Origin of the sequence: Chloracidobacterium sp. N (assembly GCF_018304765.1) — a bacterium.
GTDB classification, from domain to species: domain Bacteria; phylum Acidobacteriota; class Blastocatellia; order Chloracidobacteriales; family Chloracidobacteriaceae; genus Chloracidobacterium; species Chloracidobacterium aggregatum.
The window spans coordinates 583537-602596 of the sequence record NZ_CP072643.1 but is presented as its reverse complement, the minus strand read 5'-3'; the positions used below and the strand labels follow the sequence as shown (position 1 = coordinate 602596).

The 19060-nt window shown below is 63.3% G+C and carries 14 protein-coding genes; 9 read left to right on the top strand and 5 right to left on the bottom strand.

The window, feature by feature from the left end; all coding sequences use genetic code 11:
* Window positions 1-206: 206 nt before the first annotated feature.
* Genes J8C05_RS13620 through J8C05_RS13610 form a run of 3 tightly spaced genes read left to right on the top strand, consistent with a single transcriptional unit; the run spans window position 207 to window position 2610 of the window.
* The gene (locus tag J8C05_RS13620) at window positions 207-842 is read left to right on the top strand and encodes a hypothetical protein (protein WP_148264122.1); all 636 of its coding nucleotides are present in this window, start codon (window positions 207-209) and stop codon (window positions 840-842) included.
* Window positions 843-866: 24 nt separating this feature from the next.
* The gene (gene hpnA, locus J8C05_RS13615; protein WP_211423303.1) at window positions 867-1853 is read left to right on the top strand and encodes a hopanoid-associated sugar epimerase; all 987 of its coding nucleotides are present in this window, start codon (window positions 867-869) and stop codon (window positions 1851-1853) included.
* A gap of 13 nt (window positions 1854-1866) precedes the next feature.
* Window positions 1867-2610, top strand: a complete 744-nt coding sequence (locus J8C05_RS13610) for a 2OG-Fe(II) oxygenase family protein (protein ID WP_211423302.1) — start codon at window positions 1867-1869, stop codon at window positions 2608-2610.
* Window positions 2611-2649: 39 nt separating this feature from the next.
* Here J8C05_RS13610 and mtnP read toward each other — a convergent pair whose 3' ends face one another.
* Window positions 2650-3543 carry an S-methyl-5'-thioadenosine phosphorylase gene (mtnP, locus tag J8C05_RS13605; RefSeq protein ID WP_211423301.1) on the bottom strand — a complete coding sequence of 298 codons (894 nt, stop codon included), beginning with the start codon at window positions 3541-3543 and terminating at the stop codon, window positions 2650-2652.
* A gap of 51 nt (window positions 3544-3594) precedes the next feature.
* Here mtnP and J8C05_RS13600 point away from each other — a divergent pair, with 51 nt between their 5' ends.
* The 5 genes from J8C05_RS13600 to J8C05_RS13580 all read left to right on the top strand — a co-directional run bounded on the left by J8C05_RS13600 (window position 3595) and on the right by J8C05_RS13580 (window position 12280).
* Complete coding sequence (locus J8C05_RS13600) at window positions 3595-4635, top strand: hypothetical protein (RefSeq protein WP_211423300.1); 1041 nt, start codon at window positions 3595-3597, stop codon at window positions 4633-4635.
* 128 nt (window positions 4636-4763) lie between these two features.
* Window positions 4764-7502: an aconitate hydratase AcnA gene (gene acnA, locus J8C05_RS13595; protein WP_211423299.1), complete on the top strand. Its 2739-nt coding sequence runs from the start codon at window positions 4764-4766 to the stop codon at window positions 7500-7502.
* A 98-nt stretch (window positions 7503-7600) separates the two neighbouring features.
* The gene (locus tag J8C05_RS13590) at window positions 7601-8371 is read left to right on the top strand and encodes an ABC transporter permease (RefSeq protein ID WP_211423298.1); all 771 of its coding nucleotides are present in this window, start codon (window positions 7601-7603) and stop codon (window positions 8369-8371) included.
* Window positions 8372-8476: 105 nt separating this feature from the next.
* A complete protein-coding gene (locus J8C05_RS13585; protein ID WP_211423297.1) occupies window positions 8477-11602 on the top strand; it encodes an AMP-binding protein in 3126 nt (1041 codons plus the stop codon).
* A gap of 21 nt (window positions 11603-11623) precedes the next feature.
* A complete protein-coding gene (locus J8C05_RS13580; RefSeq protein ID WP_211423296.1) occupies window positions 11624-12280 on the top strand; it encodes a phosphoribosylanthranilate isomerase in 657 nt (218 codons plus the stop codon).
* Between the two features lie 80 nt (window positions 12281-12360).
* Here J8C05_RS13580 and J8C05_RS13575 read toward each other — a convergent pair whose 3' ends face one another.
* The 4 genes from J8C05_RS13575 to J8C05_RS13560 all read right to left on the bottom strand — a co-directional run bounded on the left by J8C05_RS13575 (window position 12361) and on the right by J8C05_RS13560 (window position 17857).
* The gene (locus tag J8C05_RS13575) at window positions 12361-13359 is read right to left on the bottom strand and encodes a ribonucleotide-diphosphate reductase subunit beta (RefSeq protein WP_211423295.1); all 999 of its coding nucleotides are present in this window, start codon (window positions 13357-13359) and stop codon (window positions 12361-12363) included.
* Window positions 13360-13465: 106 nt separating this feature from the next.
* Complete coding sequence (locus J8C05_RS13570) at window positions 13466-15868, bottom strand: ribonucleoside-diphosphate reductase subunit alpha (protein ID WP_211423294.1); 2403 nt, start codon at window positions 15866-15868, stop codon at window positions 13466-13468.
* 350 nt (window positions 15869-16218) lie between these two features.
* The gene (gene coaE / locus J8C05_RS13565) at window positions 16219-16830 is read right to left on the bottom strand and encodes a dephospho-CoA kinase (RefSeq protein ID WP_211423293.1); all 612 of its coding nucleotides are present in this window, start codon (window positions 16828-16830) and stop codon (window positions 16219-16221) included.
* Between the two features lie 34 nt (window positions 16831-16864).
* Window positions 16865-17857, bottom strand: coding sequence for a threonine ammonia-lyase (locus tag J8C05_RS13560; protein WP_211423292.1), 993 nt, complete (start codon window positions 17855-17857; stop codon window positions 16865-16867).
* 199 nt (window positions 17858-18056) lie between these two features.
* On the opposite strand from J8C05_RS13560, the gene truA reads away from it, so the two are divergent.
* Window positions 18057-19013 carry a tRNA pseudouridine(38-40) synthase TruA gene (truA, locus tag J8C05_RS13555; protein ID WP_211423291.1) on the top strand — a complete coding sequence of 319 codons (957 nt, stop codon included), beginning with the start codon at window positions 18057-18059 and terminating at the stop codon, window positions 19011-19013.
* Window positions 19014-19060 lie beyond the last annotated feature (47 nt).

The following is a 19060-nucleotide window of genomic DNA, read 5'->3' as shown; positions in this document are numbered from 1 at the left end:
CATTTTGGGTGTCTGTTTGTGCGGGTGCTGACTTGCAGACCGGAACAAAATCAACAATCTTTGCCGCACATACGCCCTGTACATTCAGGGAACGGCTGGTTTCAGGTGTCCCCGGTCGGCTCCACGTGGCGTTTCCACATGGCGTTCGGTTGGGGCGTCAAATCGGTCAGGTTGGTCATCACGGTTTGCAAAGGAGAGAACCGGTTGTGCATTGGCGGTGGAACTGGACAGGCAAAGGCTTCCTCTGGGTGTGGTTACTCGGTGTGGTTGGATTTGCGCCCGTAGTGGCGCTGGCGCAGCAGGATGGCGGCACGCGCCCGATGCGGGCGACATCGGTGCACACCCTCGTCGGCGGACGGGTGCGGATACAGTTCACCGATGCTTTCCGTGGCTATCTGCGCCGGGCGCATGTGGCGTACGATACCGTCGGGGCCTCGGCCGCCGATGGCGACGCCGTAACCTTGCCGGTGGCGGACGGCCTGCTTGATCTGGCGTCGGGACGCGGCACGGCTGTATGGCGCGGCGGACTGGCGCTGGAAACGCCCAAAGCCGATGTCGAACTCCGGGGCTTTCGGCTGGATACCGTCGGCAAACTGCCGTTGGTGTGGGCCACTCTGGTGACCGAGGGTGAGCTCGACCGGACGGTGCCCCTGTTCACGGCAACACTTCCCTCCGAACAGCTTCCCCTCCGGTTGATCGGCGGTCGTGTGACGACGCTCCGCAATGTCGAACTGCGCCTGACGGCGGAAGGTGCGCTGCTTCTCAACCAGCTTTCCGAACGTGAAATCTTCTCCTCAAACCAGATGGTCGGTCTGGTCAATCTCATTGCCATCGTCGAGTAGCCCTCTGCCCATTGGCGCGCGCCCATGAAGGTTTTTGTCACAGGCGGCACCGGCTTTGTCGGCGCCAGTGTGCTGCGCGAACTGCTTGCCGGTGGGGCTGAAGTCCGGGCGCTGGCGCGACGCAACAGTGACCGGCGCAATCTCGAAGGTCTGAACGTCGAAGTCATCGAAGGCGATCTCGACGACGTGGCGCTGCTGACCCGCGCCATGGCCGACTGTGAGTGGGCCTTTCACGTGGCCGCCCACTACAGCCTGCTGCGGCGTGACCGGGACGCCATCTATCGCGCCAATGTCGAAGGCACGCGCCACGTCCTGCAGGCAGCGCGCGCCGCCGGCATCAAACGCCTTGTCCACACCAGTTCGGTGGCGGCCATCGGCGTACCGCCCGAAGGCGAAGTTGCCGACGAGACGTTTCAGACCACCGTCGGGGAACTCGTCAGCGATTACAAGAAGTCCAAGTTTCTGGCGGAACAGCTTGCCCGCGAAGCCGCCCGCGAGGGGCTTCCCGTTGTCATCGTCAATCCCAGCACGCCTATTGGGCCGTACGATGTCAAACCCACGCCGACCGGCGACATCGTGTTGCGGTTTCTGCAACGGCGCATGCCGGCCTACGTGGACACGGGGATGAACCTGATTCACGTGCGGGATGTCGCCATCGGGCATATCCGTGCCGCCGAGAAAGGGCGCGTCGGCGAGCGGTACATCCTCGGCCACCGGAACATGACGCTCAAGGAAATTCTGGACACCCTGGCGGCCATTACCGGGCTGCCGGCCCCAACGCGCCGCCTGCCCCACTGGTTGCCGGTTGTCGTTGGCGCAATGGATGAATTCTTCCTGAGTCGGCTGACGGGAAAGCCGCCGACGGTCGCCTTTGATTCGGCCCGCATGGCAGCGCATCCGATGTATTATGACGCGACACGTGCCGTGACCTACCTGGGCCTGCCCCAAACGCCCATCGAGACGGCGTTGCAGGAAGCTGTAACCTGGTTTCGGGACCATGGCTACGTCTGAGGGAGCCGGTTGTATGAACCTTCTGGAATCCACACCTGCTGCCGTTCCTGCAATTCGGGAGTGCGCTGAGCCAGCCCTTCCGCTCCCATCCGATCTGGCTGTATGCGTGCGGGGCTGGCTTGGTGTTGCCGAATGTGCGCGTCTGGTCGAGGGGGTCTATGCCGCTCGTGACCACTGGGTGGAAGCCTTTGGTGGATTGCAGTTTTCCCTGGGGCGCGCCTGGTACACCGACCTCGAAATGGAACGTGAGGCAGACTACTTTGCCGAAGCCGCCGAACGCAATGCCCTGGTCGAAAGGTATGCCCCGGGCCTGCAGCGCCGGATGCGCCGCCTGCTGCGCGCGGCGGTTGGGCAGCCGGTCATTCAGCGGGAGGGTTGGTGCGGGGCCGGGGTGCACATCTTTCCGGCCGGCGGTTGGGTGGCCCATCAGGGCGGCGAAATCCACTTCGACATCGAAGGGCTGCGGCCCGAACAGCTTGCCGCCCGCGCGCCGGCGCTCACCGTGGTCGTCATGCTTCAGCCGCCACAGTCCGGCGGCGGTCTGCGATTGTGGGACGCCCGTTTCGATGGCGATGAAATCCCGTCGCCAGCGCAGTTGGAGCAGCCCAGTGCGTCCGTTACCTATGGCGTCGGCGACGCACTGATTTTCGACAGCTACCGTCTGCACTGGATTGAACCCTTTGACGGCGACCGCGACCGCATCTCCGCAACGGTGCATGCCGTCCGGGTGGGGGCAGTCTGGGAGAGTTGGTTCTGACCGCGCCCGGCACGTCCGCCAGGCAGAGTACCGGCCGCGTTACAGTGGCAGGTACTTGCCGATGATGGCCGCCAGCCGCCGGCGCGTTTCGGGAAACACCAGGTCCGGGCGCGTCATGATGGCGTTTTTGAGCGCAGAAGCGTAGGGCGAGGTGGGATTGGTCGCAGCCAGGCGGCGGAGCGTTCCCCGCACGATGCGCTGCGCGGTCGCCACGTTGCGGTTGAGGTAGTCAATGACCATTTCCACCGTCACATCGGCATGACCCGGATGCCAGCAGTCGTAATCCGTGACCATTGCCAGCGTGGCGTAACTCATTTCCGCTTCGCGCGCGAGTTTGGCTTCCTGGAGGTTGGTCATCCCGATGATGTCCATGCCCCATTGCCGGTACACATTCGACTCGGCGCGGGTGGAAAACGCCGGCCCTTCCATGCACAGGTACGTACCACCCCGGTGGACGGTCACGTTGCCCAGTTCGCGTCCGGCCGCTTCCAGCGCGTCGCACAACACCGGGCACACGGGGTCAGCAAAGGTGACGTGGGCCACGATGCCTTCGCCGAAGAAGGTGGATTCGGCGGTTCGTCCGCGCGTCCGGTCGAAAAACTGGTCGGGAATGACGACATCGAGCGGCTTGAGTTCCTCCCGCAGTGAGCCGACGGCCGAAATCGAGATGACAAACTCGACGCCCAGCATCTTCAGGGCGTACATGTTGGCGCGATAGGGCAGTTCGGAAGGCAGCAGGAGATGTCCGCGACCGTGGCGCGGCAAAAAGGCCATGGGCACGCCGTCCAGCCGTCCGGTGATGATGGCGTCGGAGGGTTTTCCAAACGGGGTGTCGAGAAACAGCTCTTCTGTTTCCTCGAAAGCTTCCATGCGGTAAAAACCACTCCCGCCGATGACGGCATACTTGATGGGCGACGAAGGTAAGGTGGTCATACAGGCGTTGTACACTCCACAATGAAATCACCAGGTGAGCCGTACGATAGCATGACTGTAACCGATGGCATTCAGCGCCGCGCCCCGGATGGGAGCGCGTCTGTTGTGTCACCAGAGGCGACCAAACCGGGCACTGGCCCGGCGGCCTGGCATGTGCTTGACCGGCGGATTGCCTACCTGGCGCGCGCCTGTGGGCTGCTCCGGGGGACGTTCGCCCTGACCGCGCCGGAAACGGCTGACCCGCCGGATACCTCGCCCGAAGCCCTCAACCACTGGCCGGCGAGGTTTTTGACGGCCGTCGCCCAGGAAGACGATGCCGCTTTCGTGCAGCGGTATGCTGCCTTGTTTGCTTCCGAACCACCGGCCGAAGCGCCGCATGTGGGCCTGTTTGACCGCCTGGCGGAGGTGCCGTCGCTGGCGGCCTACGACGGCATCCTGGGGCGGTGGCTTGACGCGGAGGATGTCATTCACATCGGCGACCTGATGGCCGTCCGTCGCCAGCAGGGGGGAAGTCCGCTGTTGCTGACCATGGCCGATGTGCATCCGGCGCTGGCGGTGTCCCGCTGGTGTCTGGTGACGGACGTGCAGCACCGGGAACGGTTCGAGCCGTGGCTGCGGCTGTTGCGTACGCTGGGGACGGAAGACTTCGATCCCCTGGCCATGCAGTGCCGGGTGCTGGAGCTGCGCGAGCGCCTGCGGGAAGTCCAACTGGAAGCCGAGCGGAACCTTCAGGCGGAACTTCAGAAAAAAGACCGGGAGGTGGCCGCCGTCTGGCACGCCAAAGACGAGGAAATTGCCCGCCTGGGGGCGCAGTTGCACAACGTCCAGATGCAGGCGCAGACTCAGGCGGCGCAGCTTGCGGCCCGTCTGGCTGAACTGGAAGCCGCAGTGCAGGCCAGGGAAGGGGAGCTTGTCCAGGCGCACCAGCGGCTTTCCGAAACACAGTCCGCCCTTCAGTCCTGTCAGGAAGAACTCCACCGCACCCAACAGCAGGCGGCGCAGTTCCAGCATCAGCTTCACGCCATTCTGGCGTCACGTTCGTGGCGGCTTACGGCCCCACTGCGGCGGTGGTTCGGCCGGGGGATGCCCTGAACTCCCCAAAGTGCAACGCAGCCCTGCCCGCTGGAGCTGGCTGCACCTGTGCTCTGGACTCGCGCGAAGTCGCCCCGGTGTGATATGTCATCGGAAATGTTCTCAAAAATACAAACTGGCGAAAACCTATGGACCTGACGGCACTGACTCAAACCTTTCCCCTTGGCAGCGGTGGTACGGGGCGGCTGGTCTCGCTCCCGGCGCTGGCAGCGGCCGGCTTTGGCGATACTGCCACGCTGCCGGTCTCACTGCGCATCGTGCTGGAATCTGTCTTGCGCAACTGCGACGGAAAACGCATCACCGAAGACGACGTGCGCCGTCTGGCGCAGTGGGCGCCGACGGCTGAGCGGACGGCGGAGATTCCCTTCGTCGTTGCGCGGGTACTGCTTCAGGATTTCACCGGCGTGCCGCTGCTGTGCGATCTGGCCGCCATGCGCTCGGCGCTCGAACGCCTGGGCCGCGACCCGGCGCTCATCGAGCCGCTCGTGCCCGTGGATTTGGTCATTGACCATTCCGTGCAGGTGGATTTCACCGGGCGCGAACGAAACCTGCCGACCCTGGGCGGCAACGGGCTGGGTGGCAATGGCACGCCGGCCGATCCGCTGACGCTCAACATGCAGTTGGAGTTTGAGCGCAACCGGGAACGCTATGAGTTTCTGAAGTGGGGCATGCAGGCGTTCAGGACGTTTCGGGTCATTCCGCCGGGCATCGGCATCTGCCATCAGGTCAATCTGGAATATCTGGCGCAGGGCGTACTTTCCCGCGATGACCTGTACTTCCCGGACACGCTCGTGGGGACGGACTCCCACACAACCATGATCAACGGCCTGGGCATCGTCGGCTGGGGCGTGGGGGGCATCGAAGCCGAAGCCGCCATGCTGGGTCAACCCGTGTCGTTTCTGACCCCGGACGTGGTTGGGGTCAACCTCAAGGGCCGCCTGCGCGAGGGCGTTACGGCCACCGACCTCGTGCTGACCGTTACGGAAATGCTGCGCAAGGCGGGTGTCGTCGGGAAGTTCGTCGAGTTTCACGGGGAAGGGGCGGCGGAGTTGAGCGTTCCCGACCGGGCCACAATTGCCAACATGGCGCCGGAATACGGTGCGACCATGGGCTTTTTCCCGGTGGATGAAAAAACCTGCACCTATCTGCTGGCCACGGGCCGCTCGCCGGAGCACGTCGCCACGGTGCGTAACTACTTCGAGGCACAGGGGATGTTCGGCATCCCGGCCGCGGGGGCCTGCCGCTATTCAACGGTTCTGGAACTGGATTTGGCGACCGTGGAAGCCAGCGTGGCTGGCCCGAAGCGTCCCCAGGACCGGATTGCCGTCGGGCGGTTGGCCCCGGCCTTTGGGGAGAGCCTCCAGAAGCCGGTCAAAGAAGGCGGGTTCGGTGTCGCACCCGATGCGGTTGCCACACGCCATGCCGTAAGCGATCCCTACTTTGGCGATCTTGGCCACGGGGATGTCGTCATTGCCGCCATCACTTCCTGCACGAACACGTCAAACCCCAGCGTGATGCTGGCTGCCGGTCTGCTGGCACGGAAGGCGGTGGCGCGTGGGCTGCGCGTGCGCCCCACGGTCAAGACTTCGCTGGCCCCCGGCTCACGCGCCGTCACGGCTTACCTGGAAAAAACCGGCCTGCTGCACGACCTGCGGCAGGTGGGCTTTGATGTTGTGGGTTATGGCTGCACGACCTGCATCGGCAACTCAGGTCCGCTCGATCCGGCCATCGAGGAAGCCATCACCACGCACAGCCTGGTGGCGGCCAGTGTGCTTTCCGGCAACCGCAACTTCGAGGCGCGGGTGCATCCCAATGTCAAAGCCAACTTTCTGATGAGTCCGCCGCTGGTCGTTGCCTTTGCCCTGGCCGGGCGGGTGACGCTCGACCTGGCGCAGGAGCCGCTGGGGTATGACGATGCCGGTCAGCCGGTGTATCTGCGGGAGGTCTGGCCGACGACCGAAGAGATTGGAGCGGTACTGGCAGCAGCCTTTGACCGCGAGACTTACCAGCGGCTTTACGCTGATTTCACCGCTGAACATCCGCTGTGGAATGCCATTCCCACCGTCACCGGGCAGGTCTATCGGTGGCAGGCGGATTCGACCTACATCCAGGAACCGCCGTTTTTTGCCGACTTCAGTCTGGAAACGGGTACGTTTGCTGACATTCACGGCGGGCGGGCGCTGGCGATCTTTGGCGATTCCGTCACGACCGATCACATCTCCCCGGCGGGCAGCATCAAGCCGACCTCCCCGGCCGGGCAATACCTTCAGGCGCGACAGGTGGCCGTGGCCGATTTCAACAGTTACGGCGCGCGCCGGGGCAACCACGAGGTCATGATGCGCGGCACGTTCGCCAATGTCCGCATCAAAAACCTCATGGTGCCGGGGACGGAAGGCGGCATCACGGTGCACCAGCCCAGCGGCGAACGGATGGCCATCTATGACGCCGCCATGCGCTATGCCGAAACCCGGACGCCGCTCTTTGTTTTGGCCGGGAAAGAATACGGCACGGGCAGTTCCCGCGACTGGGCGGCAAAGGGCACGGCGCTGCTGGGCGTACGGGTGGTGGTGGCGGAAAGCTTCGAGCGTATCCACCGCAGCAACCTCGCCGGCATGGGCGTGCTGCCCTGTCAATTTACTGGCGGTGTCACGGTACAGTCGCTGGCCCTTGACGGCAGCGAAACCTATGCCCTGGAAGGTTTGTCCGGTGGCGTCAGCCCGCGCCAGATGGTGACGCTCGTGATTGAACGGGCTAACGGGACGGTGGAGCGCATCCCGGTGCAGCTCCGCCTCGACACCCCCGTGGAGATTGACTATTACCGCTACGGCGGAATTTTGCCCTACGTGCTCCGGCAAATGCTAACGTAGCGGGCTTGGGTGGAACACCGCCGTCAAACGCTGTGGCGGGCTGAACGACGAAGCCGGAGGAAACACGCTTCTTGCAGGACCTGAAGGACATATCGCGGATGCGCCTGACGATTTTCCGCGATTACGGTTGGCTGCTGTATTCTCTTGTCATCCGCGACCTGCGCGGGCGGTACAAAGGTTCGGTACTCGGTTTCTTCTGGACGTTCCTCAACCCGCTGCTGCTGATGCTGACCTACAGTATCGTCTTCGGGTACTTCCTGCAGGTCAACGCGCCAGCCTATCCGGTCTTTATCCTCAGCGGCCTGCTCCCGTGGATATGGTTTTCGACGGCCCTGCTGCAAGGTTCGACCTCGATTCTGGAAGGCGCTTCGTACGTCGGTAAGACCATTTTCCCCACGCCGGTGCTGCCGCTCGTGCCGGTGCTGGCCGGGATGGTCAACTATCTGCTGTCGCTGCCGCTGCTGTTGCTGCTGTTGCTTGCCTTCCGGCTGCCGCTGGGGTGGGGACTGGTATGCTTTCCGGTGCTGGTGCTCATTCAGGCGCTGCTGTTGTCCGGTCTGACGATGGCGCTGTCGGCGCTCAGCGTGACGTTTCGGGATACGCAGCACCTGCTCGGTCACATCGTGACCATTCTGTTCTTTATGATGCCGATTATGTATCCGCTGACGGCGATTCCCGAACGGGCGCGGTGGATTGTCGAGCACAATCCGCTGGTGGGACTTTTTTACGGCTACCAGCAGATATTCTATTATGGCGAAGTCCCTGACCCGCGCCGGTTGCTGTGGCTGTTGGTGCTGGCCGTGGCGGTGTTCTACGGTGGGCAGTTCACATTCAACCGGCAGTCGGAGTCCTTTGCCGAACACATTTAGCGAACGCACGCCAGCGCCGGTTGTGGGGCGCGTGGGAGGCGCACGTTTGGGCATCTTTGCCAGCTGCGCCATTCCGTTTTTCAAGTCCAAGGAGAGTGCCAGCTTATGAGTGCACCGACGCCACAGGCTCGCCCTGTCATCAATCCGATTCGTACCCGGTCTGACTGGCAGGCCCAGCGGGCCGCCTGCCAGCAGGACCCCGGCGCTTTCCACGGCGCCATTGCGCGCCGTGAGCTGCACTGGTTCGACCCCGCACACCGGGCGTGGGTGACGTACGACGAAGCCGCCGCACGCTGGACGGGCTATGACGATGCGACCGGTGCGCCGGTGACGCCCGACCTGCCGCCGGATTTCAGCCCGTGGAAGCGGGCGTTTGACGACTCGGACGCACCTTTCTACCGGTGGTTTGCCGGTGCGTGGACAAATGCCTGCTTCAACGAAGTGGACCGCCACGTGCTTGCCGGGCACGGTGAGGAGGTTGCCTTCTACTTCGAGGGCGACCGCTGGGACCAGTCCCTGGATGAGGGCCGGGGCGGCCCCGTCGTCTCCTTTGCCGTTACCCGCAAGCAGCTTCTGCTGGAGACCGTCAAGGCGGCCATGGTGCTTCAGAAGTTGGGGCTGCGCGCCGGCGACCGCATCGCCATCAACCTGCCCAACATCATGGAGCAAATCTATTTCACTGAAGCGGCCAAGCGGCTGGGGGTCATTTACACGCCGGTGTTTGGCGGTTTTTCGGCCAAAACCCTCAGTGACCGCATCCACGATTCGGGCGCCAGAGTTGTCATCACCTCGGATGGCGGCTACCGGAATGCGCAGATTGTGCCCTACAAGGAAGCCTACACCGACAAGGCGCTGGATGATTACGTTCCGGTGGCGGACGTGCTCGACATCGTTCACAACACACTGGAACTGCTTACGGAGAAATCCACCTTCGGATGGTCAGGTGAGCATTTCCACGATGCCGTCATCGAGCATATCTGCCGGGCCGTACGGGAAGCCATTGCCGGGGACATCACCGTGGAGCGCGCCGACGCCATGCGCGGCGTCGGTGTGGGGTTGAGTGAACTGCGCCTGCTGTCAGCCAAGGCGAAATCCATGATTCGCACGGCCATTGCCAAGGCGCTTGTGACGACGCCGGCCCGCGTCGAAGCTGTCATCGTGGTCAAACACACGGGACAGGATATTGTCTGGCGTCCTGAACGTGACCACTGGGCGCACGACCTGCTGGCTGCGGCCAGCCGGCAACTGCTCGAAACGGCACGGGCGCGCGGGTTGGCCGTCGAAACCGAAGCCGATTTGCTGGCGCTGCCGACTGCGGATTTCATTGCCGTACTCTACGCGCATTCACGTCCGGTGCCGGTGGACGCCGAGTTTCCGCTGTTTTTCATCTACACCTCCGGTAGTACCGGGAAACCCAAAGGGGTCGTTCATGTTCACGGTGGCTATGTGGCCGGCATTGCCCACACGATGCAAATTGCGTTTGACGCGCGGCCGGGCGATGTCATGTATGTCATCGCCGATCCGGGCTGGATTACCGGGCAGAGCTATCTCATTTCGGCGGCGCTGACCACGCGGGTCACCAGCGTCGTGGCCGAAGGCGCGCCGGTGTTCCCCAATGCCGGGCGCTTCGCCTCCATCATCGAGCGTTACCGGGTCAACATCTTCAAGGCCGGCTCGACCTTCCTCAAGGCCATCATGAGCGATGCCCAGAACCGCGCCGATGTCGAGCGGTATGACGTTTCCTCGCTGCACGTGGCGACGTTCTGTGCCGAGCCGACCTCGCCTGCCGTACAGCAGTTCGGCATGGACCTGCTCTGCCGGCAGTACATCAACTCCTACTGGGCCACGGAGCACGGCGGCATCGTCTGGACGCACTTTTACGCCAACGAGGACTTTCCCCTGCGCCCCGACGCCCACACCTATCCGCTGCCGTGGGTGATGGGGGATGTGTGGGTGGCCGAGGAAACGGATGACGAGGGCGTCGTCCGGCGGCACCGCCCGGCCGAAATCGAGGAAAAAGGGGAAATCGTCATCACGCAGCCTTATCCCTACTTGGCGCGCACGGTCTGGGGTGATGTCGGGAAGTTTGCCGTGACGACGATCCCTGTGGGTGACGGGCGGGAAGCCGTGGCTGTTACGCCCGCCTGGCGCGGCGATTTCGAGCGTTACAGGAAGCTGTACTGGACGAAATGGGCCGGGACACTGGCCTACACCCAGGGCGATTTTGCACGCAAGTACGCCGACGGCAGCTTCAGCCTGCACGGCCGCTCCGACGACGTCATCAACGTGAGCGGGCACCGTCTGGGCACGGAAGAAATCGAAGGCGCCATCCTGCGCGACAAACAGATCAACCCCAACTCCGTCGTCGGCAACGTCATTGTCATCGGTGCGCCCCACCGCGAGAAGGGACAGACACCGGTGGCCTTCATTCTGACGGCCGCGGGACGCAAGCTGACGACCGAAGACGAACGGCGGCTGTCGGAACTTGTCCGCCAGGAAAAGGGGCTGACGGCTGTTCCGTCGGACTACATCCCGGTCACGGCGTTTCCTGAAACGCGCAGCGGCAAGTACATGCGGCGTTTCCTCAAGAACCTGCTCTTTGGCGAGCCGCTGGGCGACACCACGACGCTGCGCAACCCCGAAGTGCTCGCTGACATTGCGGACAAAATCAAAGCCTGGCGCGAGAAGGCACGCCTGCGCGAAGAAAGCCGCGTGTTTGAGACCTATCGTTACGTGCGTGTGCAGTACTTCGACGTGGTGCCGCCCAAAGCCGGACAACCCGCCCAACGGATTGCGCTGGCCACGATTACCAACCCGCCGGTCAATGCGCTCAACGAACGGGCGCTGGATGAACTCATTACGGTCATCGAGCACCTTGAGCGCCGCGAGGATGTGAAAGTCGTCATCTTCACCGGCGAGGGCACCCGCTCGTTCGTGGCCGGGGCCGATGTCAAGCAGTTGCTTGACTTCAAAACCGTGGCGGAAGCCCTGCCCCTGCCCAACAACGCCCACCTGGCTTTCGGCAAAATCGAGCGGATGCACAAGCCGGTGATTGCCGCCATCAACGGGGTTGCCCTGGGGGGCGGCAACGAGTTTCAGATGGCCTGTCACTACACGGTGAGCGAGCCGACGGCCATCTTTGGGCAGCCCGAAATCCGGCTGCATCTCATTCCCGGCTACGGCGGCACGCAGCGGCTGCCGCGCCTGCTGGCGCTGCGGCGTGGAAACTGATACTGCCGGATGCTGTCAGCGATGCCGTCAGCGCCCGTCCGCATCAAAATCTGCGGTGTCACGTGCCCTGCCGATGCCGAGGCGGCCGTGGCCGCTGGCGCTGACCTGCTGGGGCTGATCTTTGCCCCTTCCAGCGTACGGCGTGTGGAAGTGGAAACCGCGCGCGCCATTGCCGCAGCCGTCCAGGGACGCGCCGAGACCGTCGCCGTGTTTCAGGATGCGCCTGCTGACGCCATCAATGCCGTCGCAACGCACATCGGTTGTGATTTCGTCCAGTTGCACGGGCAGGAAGCCCCGGCGCTGGCAGCCAGGGTCATCCGGCCGGTGATTCGCGCCGTGGTGGTGACGGCCGCCACGGCAGAAACGGAAGTCAGGCTGTGGGCGCAGACAAAGAACGTCGCCCACCTGCTGTTTGACCGCCCCAAGGCGCAACCGGAAGCCGACTGGGAAGCCCGGCTCGACCGCCTCTGGGCGGCGGTCACTTCCGGGACCGACCGCTTTCCGGGGAGCTTTGTCGCCGGTGGGCTTTCTGCCGAAAACGTGCCGCAGGTGATCCGGCGGTGGCGTCCCTATGGTGTGGATGTGGCTTCCGGGGTGGAGTCTGCGCCCGGACGAAAAGACGCCCGACGGATGCAGGCCTTTTGCCAGGCCGTCCGGCAGGCGCTGGAACCGGTCTGAGTCCGGTCGTGGCTGCCAAAAACGAACGCCGACCCATTCCGGGTCGGCGCCTCCCTTTGGCTGTGCTTTCCGGTTCTGCCCTAGAAGGCTTCGTCGAAGGCGACTTCTCCGGTGACGCCAACCTGATAGGCCGCCACACGTCGTTCAAAGAAGTTCGTCACTTCCTGCACATCCTGCAGGTCCATGAAGGGAAACGGATTGCGGACGTAGAAGCGTCTTTCGCAGCCGAGTCGCGCCAGGCGCTGGTCGGCCACAAACTCCAGGTACTGCCGCATGTCGGCCAGCGACAACCCGGCCACACCGCCCGAAAGCAGGTCTTCCGCAAACTGCATTTCGCAGTCCACGGCTTCCTCAATCATCTGCACCAGGGCGGCTTCCATCGCGTCGTCGAACAGTTCCGGTTCTTCCTGCCGTACCTGGTCGGCGACGGCAAAGGCAAAGTTCATGTGCAGGCTTTCATCCCGGAACACCCAATTCGTCCCCGAAGCCAGCCCGTGCAGCAATCCCTTGGAGCGCAGAAAATACACGTAGGCAAAGGCCGCAAAGAAGAACAGCCCCTCGACGCAACTGGCAAAGCACAGCAGGTTGAGCAGGAATTTCCGGCGGTCTTCGCGGGTGTGCAGTTCATCGAGCATGAAGATCGAATCCATCCACCGCTGGCAGAACTGTGCCTTGCGCGCAATGGAGGGAATGTTGTGGACAGCGGCAAAGGCGCGCTCCCGCTCAGCCAGGTCGGGAATGTAGGTGTCGAGCAGCGTCAGGTAGAACTGGACGTGGAGCGCTTCCTCGAAAAGCTGCCGCGAAAGGTACATCCGCGCTTCGGGCGCGTTGATGTGCTTGTAGAGGTTGAGCACCAGGTTGTTGCCCACAATGGAATCGCCGGTGGCAAAAAAGGCCACCAGGCGGTGAATGAGGTGGCGTTCCGCTGGTGTCAACCGGCTGTGCAGGTCAGCCACGTCGGTTGAAAAATCCACTTCCTCAACCGTCCAGGTGTTTTTGACCGCATTGCGGTACATCTCATAAAACAGCGGATACTTCATCGGCCGCAACGTCAGGTTGAAGCCGGGGTCGAGTAACATAATGAGTCCTCCTTACATTTCAGGCGCGCGGCGAACCGGTGCCGCGCCGCCCGAAGTACGAAACATTCTGCCCCTGGCCAGGTATGACGGGGATGGCTGACCGGGGTTACTGGCAGGCTTCACAGCTTTCCGGGTTGGCCAGCGAACAGGCCAGCGCCCCATCGTCCGATGGGGTGGGTTGTGGCGCGCCGGGGCCATTCCCGCCCGTGCCGGCCGCGGTCGGCGCGACGGTTGCCTTGGCAATGGTCGTTGCCGGACGCGAGCGCAGGTAGTAGGTCGTTTTGAGGCCCTTCTTCCAAGCGTACATGTACATCGAAGACAGCTTGCCGATGCTGGGCGATTCCATAAACAGGTTGAGTGACTGGGACTGGTCAATGTAGGCCCCCCGTGCGGCAGCCATATCAATGAGCGCCCGCATGGGCAGTTCCCAAGCCGTGCGGTACAGCCGCCGGAGGTCTTCGGGAATCGCGGCAATGCCCTGAATGGAGCCATCGGCCAGCTTGATCTGGGTACGGATGTCTTCGTTCCACAGCCCCAGCCGCTTGAGGTCTTCCACGAGGTAGCGGTTGATTTGCAGGAAGTCGCCCGAAAGCGTCTCGCGTTTGAAGAGATTGGACACCTGTGGCTCGATGGCTTCGTAGCAGCCGCAGATTGAGGCAATGGTGGCCGTCGGCGCAATGGCGATGAGCAGGCTGTTGCGCAGTCCCGTCGCCCGGATGCGCTCGCGCAGGGCATTCCAGCGTTCGGGATCGGGCGGCGTAACGCCCCACAGATCGAATTGCAGAATGCCCTGGGCCGCGCGGGTTTCAGGAAAGGCCGGGTGCGGGCCATGCACTTCGGCCAGGTCACAGGACGCCGCCAGCGCGTGGTAATAGACCTCTTCCTGGATGCGGGTGGAGAGTTCCAGCGCTTCGGGCGAATCAAACGGCAGGCGGAGCTGAAAGAACACATCCTGCAGGCCCATCAGTCCCAATCCGATGGGCCGCCACCGGCGGTTGGATGCGGCGGTGGAGGGGATGGGGTAGAAGTTGATGTCAATGACGCGGTCAAGTTGGCGAACCGCGATGCGGACGTTGCGCGCCAGCTTCTCGAAGTCAAACCGGCCGTCCGTGACATACCGGGCGAGGTTGAGCGAGCCGAGATTGCACACAGCGGTTTCCGTTGGGGAAGTGACTTCGATGATTTCCGTGCAGAGGTTGGACAGATGCACGACCCGGCCGGGCTGGGCCGTCTGGTTGCACTTGCGGTTGGCGGCGTCCTTGAAGGTCATCCAGCCGTTGCCGGTCTGCGCCAGCGTCCGCATCATCCGCTGGTAGAGGTCACGGGCGCGTATCTGGCGGGTGTAGAGTTTTTCGCTTTCGGCCTTGAGGTACGCCGCCTCAAACTCCTCGCCATAGAGGTCGGGCAGGTGCGGCACGAGCTTGGGGTCAAACAGTGACCACGGGCCGTCTTCCTCAACGCGCTTCATGAAGAGGTCGGGAATCCAGTTGGCCAGATTGAGGTTGTAGGTACGGCGAGCTTCATCGCCCGTGTTGTCACGCAGTTCGAGGAAGTCTTCGATGTCGGCGTGCCAGGGTTCGAGATAGACGCAGCAGGCCCCCTTGCGCTTTCCGCCCTGATTGACGGCCGCGACCGAGGAATCCAGCGTTTTGAGCCACGGGACAATGCCGTTGGAGTGCCCGTTCGTGCCCCGGATGAGCGACCCTTTCGACCGGACGCGGTGATAGGCCAGCCCGATGCCGCCGGCAAACTTCGACAGCAGCGCCACGTCCGTATATTTCTGGTAAATCGCCGCCAGATCATCTTCCGGCGAGTCGAGCAGGAAACAGGAAGAAAGCTGCTCGTGGCGCGTGCCGGCATTGAACAGCGTCGGGGTGCTGGCCATGTATTCCAGCGAGGACAGCACCTGATACAGCTCAATGGCTTCGGCCACCGTTTGCGCCAGCCCGCTGGCCACGCGCAGGAAGAAATACTGGGGCGTCTCGATGACCGCGCGCGAGGTGGGATGTTTGAGCAGGTAGCGGTCATAGACGGTGCGCAGACCGAAGTATTCAAACGCCTGATCGCGCTCGTCGCAGATGGCTTCGTCGAGCTTGCGCCGGTTCTCGCTGACGAAGTTGCGAACGCGGTCATTGATAAGGCCGAGGTCGTAACCGGCAGTGATGGATTGCGAAAAGGAATAAATGTTCTGGTTGCGGACTTCCTTGTGAATGTAGGTCGCCAGCAACCGGGCTGCGAGGCGCGAATACTCCGGCTCCTCGACGATGAGCGAGGCGGCCGTGTTGATGGAAAGCTGGTCAAGTTCGGCCGTAGTGGCCCCATCGTACAGTCCACCGATGGTTTTGGTCGCCACCCGGTAGGCGTCTATATTCGTCAGCCCGGTACAGCACCGTCCGACGGCGCGGATGATCTTGTTGACATCCACCGGCTCGTAGCTGCCGTTGCGTTTTCTGACACGCATGCTCGAAGGAATGCTCTCGGTTTGGCGGGCAGCAGCGGATTCGTTCATGGCAGTGACTTCTTTATAAGCAGGGACAACAAGGGCAGTGAGTGCGTCAACGTGCATGGGCGGAAACGCCGCAGATGTCGTCGTCGGACCCCGGTGCGCCAGCTTGTTCCCGTGAAGGATTACCTGGTTGGTGAGTTATCCGGGCAACCTGCCCGGTGAACGAGCGCGATTGTGGGCTGGCGGCGGCGGATTTGTCAAGGCTTCCGGCACAAGATGTTGTGGCTTTTGCCCGTAAACCTACCATCCGTCGTAAGTTAAACCGTGCGTAAGGCCCCGCCGTCGCCCGGAACCCGGGCGAACCCTGGAGGCAAATCCTGGGCTGGACGGACATTGCCCCACGAGCGCCAGCTTCAGCGGGTCAGGGCGCGGGCGCGCAGGGCCGCATGCAGGGCAAGCACCTGCTGGCGGGTTGGCTCGAACCCTTCCGAGGTGTCAATCTCGAAGTCGGCGTAGCGCCGTTTTTCTTCGGAAGGCATCTGGGCAGCGATGCGCTGGGCAGCTTCCTCACGACTGAGACCATTGCGCGCCATCAGGCGGGCGAGCTGGATTTCGGGGCGGCACCAGACGACCACCACCACGTCAAGGCGCCGGTAGCCGCCGGATTCAATGAGCAGCGCCGCATCCACGACGGCAATGCCCTGTGGGTCACAGGCTTCGACTTCGCGCAGCAGGCGGTCCTGTTCGGCGTGGACGCGCGGATGCACGATGGCATTGAGCCGGGACCGCGCTTCGGCGTCGGCAAACACCAGGCGACCGAGTTTGGCGCGGTCCAGCGTGCCGTCGGCGGCCAGTACGTCCGGGCCAAAGGCGTCCACGATGTCGTTCAACGCCGGCATGCCGGGCTGCACAACGGCCCGGGCAATGTCGTCGGCATCGAAAACATGGCAGCCCAGTTCGCGCAGGAGGGCGGAAACATAGGATTTGCCCACGGCGATGCCGCCTGTAAGTCCGACGCGAAGCATAGGGCTACCTTGCCGGGACGGTTTGCGGGAGGGTTCAGTTGATGCCCATCAGCATGTCGGCGGCCTGCTGGTAGGAGGCAAAGACGCTTTCGGCCGCCGCATTTCCACCGCAGATGAGCGCCACCGGACACTCATACTTGCCCAGTGGGACGCCGCCATCCAGCAGGGCGGCCACCACGGCGGCCCCGGCCGGCTCGACAATCTGATTGCACTCCGCCCACAGCCACCGCATTGCCTGGACCATCTGGCGGTCATCAATGAGGTGCACCGTATCCACATACTGGCGCGTGACGCCGAAGGTCAAATCACTCACACTGCGGGGGGCCAGCGTATCAGCAATGGTACGCACCTGTTGGACGCCCGTCCGGCAGCCGGCCGCCAGGCTTTTGCTCATGGAAGGCGCGCCGACCGGCTCAACGCCGATGATGGTCACACCAGGCTTTTTCTGGCGGATGGCCGCCGACACGCCGGCAATCAGCCCGCCGCCGCCGACGGCCACCAGCAGGCAGTCCATGTCGGGCAGGTCTTCGAGCATCTCCAGTCCGACGGTGCCCTGTCCTTCGACGACCGAAACGCCGTCGAAAGCCGGGACGTACGCCAGACCTTCCGCCGCAGCATGTTCGAGCGCCCTGGCGTTGGCATCGTCCCAGGCTTCGCCGTGCTTGATGACTTTGGCCCCGTAGCGCGCAATCCGCATGACGCGGTCTTCGCTGGCGCGTTCGGGCAGGTACACAATGGCCGGCACGTCGAGACGGTTGGCTGCATACGCCAGCGCCAGCCCGTGATTGCCGCCGGAGGCCGTAATCACGCCGCGCTGACGCTGGGACGGATCGAGCTGGAGCAGGGTGTTGAACACGCCACGCGCCTTGAACGAGCCGCTGACCTGCATGTTTTCGAGCTTGAAGTGAATGCGTGGGTGCACGTCACGGTGCACCAGGGGCATTGGCAGCATCGGGGTATGGCGGATGTAGGGGGCAATCCGCTCCCGCGCCGCCACGAAGGCTTCGAGGGGAATCGAGTACGACATAAAACGACTTGAGCCAAGGGTAAAATCAGTGCTAACCGCACTCAGTAGTGTCGGGCGTTTGGCCGCGACTGTCCAGTAAAATCTCTCTCCCGAAGACGACCGGGGGAGAAACCGCCGGGCGGCATGTCTGGCGACCACGATGCATGTCACGATGCACGTCAGGCGCGGGTGCGACTGCCTCGCGCCGGAAAGTCAGGAAATGATGTCCAGGCCAGAGAAGAATGGGAAGGTTGCCCAACCGTCACGCTATGGCTATCGGTTGACGATTGAGTACGACGGCTCACGGTATGCCGGATGGCAGGAACAGCGTCAGGTGCGTACGGTTGCCGGAGAGTTGCGCCGGGCATTGAGCGAAGTGCTTGCCGACCCGACGCTTGACCTGGGCGGGGCCGGGCGGACGGATGCCGGTGTGCATGCGCTGGGGCAGGTTGCCCACCTGCGAACGGTAACGCGCCTGGACCCGGATGAACTGCGTCACCGGGTCAATGACGCGCTGCCGAGTGATATTTGCGTTTTTGATGTCGCACCGGCCCCGCTGAGTTTTCACGCGCGGCACGACGCCATTGCGCGCTATTACCTCTACCAGATTGCGTTGCGGCGGATGGCCTTTGCAAAAAAGTACATCTGGTGGGTGCGGGACCGGCTCGATGTGGAAAAGATGCGCGCGGCAGCGGAAGTCCTGCGGGGTTTTCACGACTTCACGGCGTTTTCCCAGAAGGGCCCAGTTGACCACAGCCTGACGCGCGACGAGCGGGCCCGGACGGAATCGAAGCTCGTGGATGTGCATGAGCTGACCGTGAACCTGCGGCCGGGGATGATGGTCGTGCGGATTGGCGCGTCGCACTTTTTATGGCGGATGGTACGCCGGATTGTCGGGGCGCTGGTGGCCGTCGGCGCTGGAAAGCTGACGGTGGAGGACATCCGGCTGGCGCTGCGGCGGGCGCAGCCGAATGAGACCATCGCGCAGTTGACGGCCCCGGCTTCGGGCCTGTTTCTGGAAAAGGTGGAGTATCCGCGTGAGTTGGTTGACCCGCAGCCAGTGGATGTCCTGGCGCGGCTGGGACTGCCGGCCGAGCGGGAAGCAATGGTGCAGAAGTACCGGTCGGAGCCGAAACGCCGTTCACCGCCGCGGCCGGCGCGCCCCGGCCGCCCCTAGCTCCTGTCCGTCTGGTGGACAGCCTTGGCGGCGGTATAGCTGATGTT

Bases quoted from the DNA above. Each gene is read 5' to 3' on its own strand.
- J8C05_RS13610 (WP_211423302.1), top strand. From the start codon at position 1,867: ATGAACCTTCTGGAATCCACACCTGCTGCCGTTCCTGCAATTCGGGAG.
- J8C05_RS13560 (WP_211423292.1), bottom strand. From the start codon at position 17,857: ATGTCGTACTCGATTCCCCTCGAAGCCTTCGTGGCGGCGCGGGAGCGG.
- J8C05_RS13570 (WP_211423294.1), bottom strand. From the start codon at position 15,868: ATGAACGAATCCGCTGCTGCCCGCCAAACCGAGAGCATTCCTTCGAGC.
- truA (WP_211423291.1), top strand. From the start codon at position 18,057: ATGATGTCCAGGCCAGAGAAGAATGGGAAGGTTGCCCAACCGTCACGC.
- J8C05_RS13585 (WP_211423297.1), top strand. From the start codon at position 8,477: ATGAGTGCACCGACGCCACAGGCTCGCCCTGTCATCAATCCGATTCGT.
- coaE (WP_211423293.1), bottom strand. From the start codon at position 16,830: ATGCTTCGCGTCGGACTTACAGGCGGCATCGCCGTGGGCAAATCCTAT.
- acnA (WP_211423299.1), top strand. From the start codon at position 4,764: ATGGACCTGACGGCACTGACTCAAACCTTTCCCCTTGGCAGCGGTGGT.
- J8C05_RS13600 (WP_211423300.1), top strand. From the start codon at position 3,595: ATGACTGTAACCGATGGCATTCAGCGCCGCGCCCCGGATGGGAGCGCG.
- mtnP (WP_211423301.1), bottom strand. From the start codon at position 3,543: ATGACCACCTTACCTTCGTCGCCCATCAAGTATGCCGTCATCGGCGGG.
- J8C05_RS13580 (WP_211423296.1), top strand. From the start codon at position 11,624: ATGCCGTCAGCGCCCGTCCGCATCAAAATCTGCGGTGTCACGTGCCCT.
- J8C05_RS13575 (WP_211423295.1), bottom strand. From the start codon at position 13,359: ATGTTACTCGACCCCGGCTTCAACCTGACGTTGCGGCCGATGAAGTAT.
- J8C05_RS13590 (WP_211423298.1), top strand. From the start codon at position 7,601: ATGCGCCTGACGATTTTCCGCGATTACGGTTGGCTGCTGTATTCTCTT.
- hpnA (WP_211423303.1), top strand. From the start codon at position 867: ATGAAGGTTTTTGTCACAGGCGGCACCGGCTTTGTCGGCGCCAGTGTG.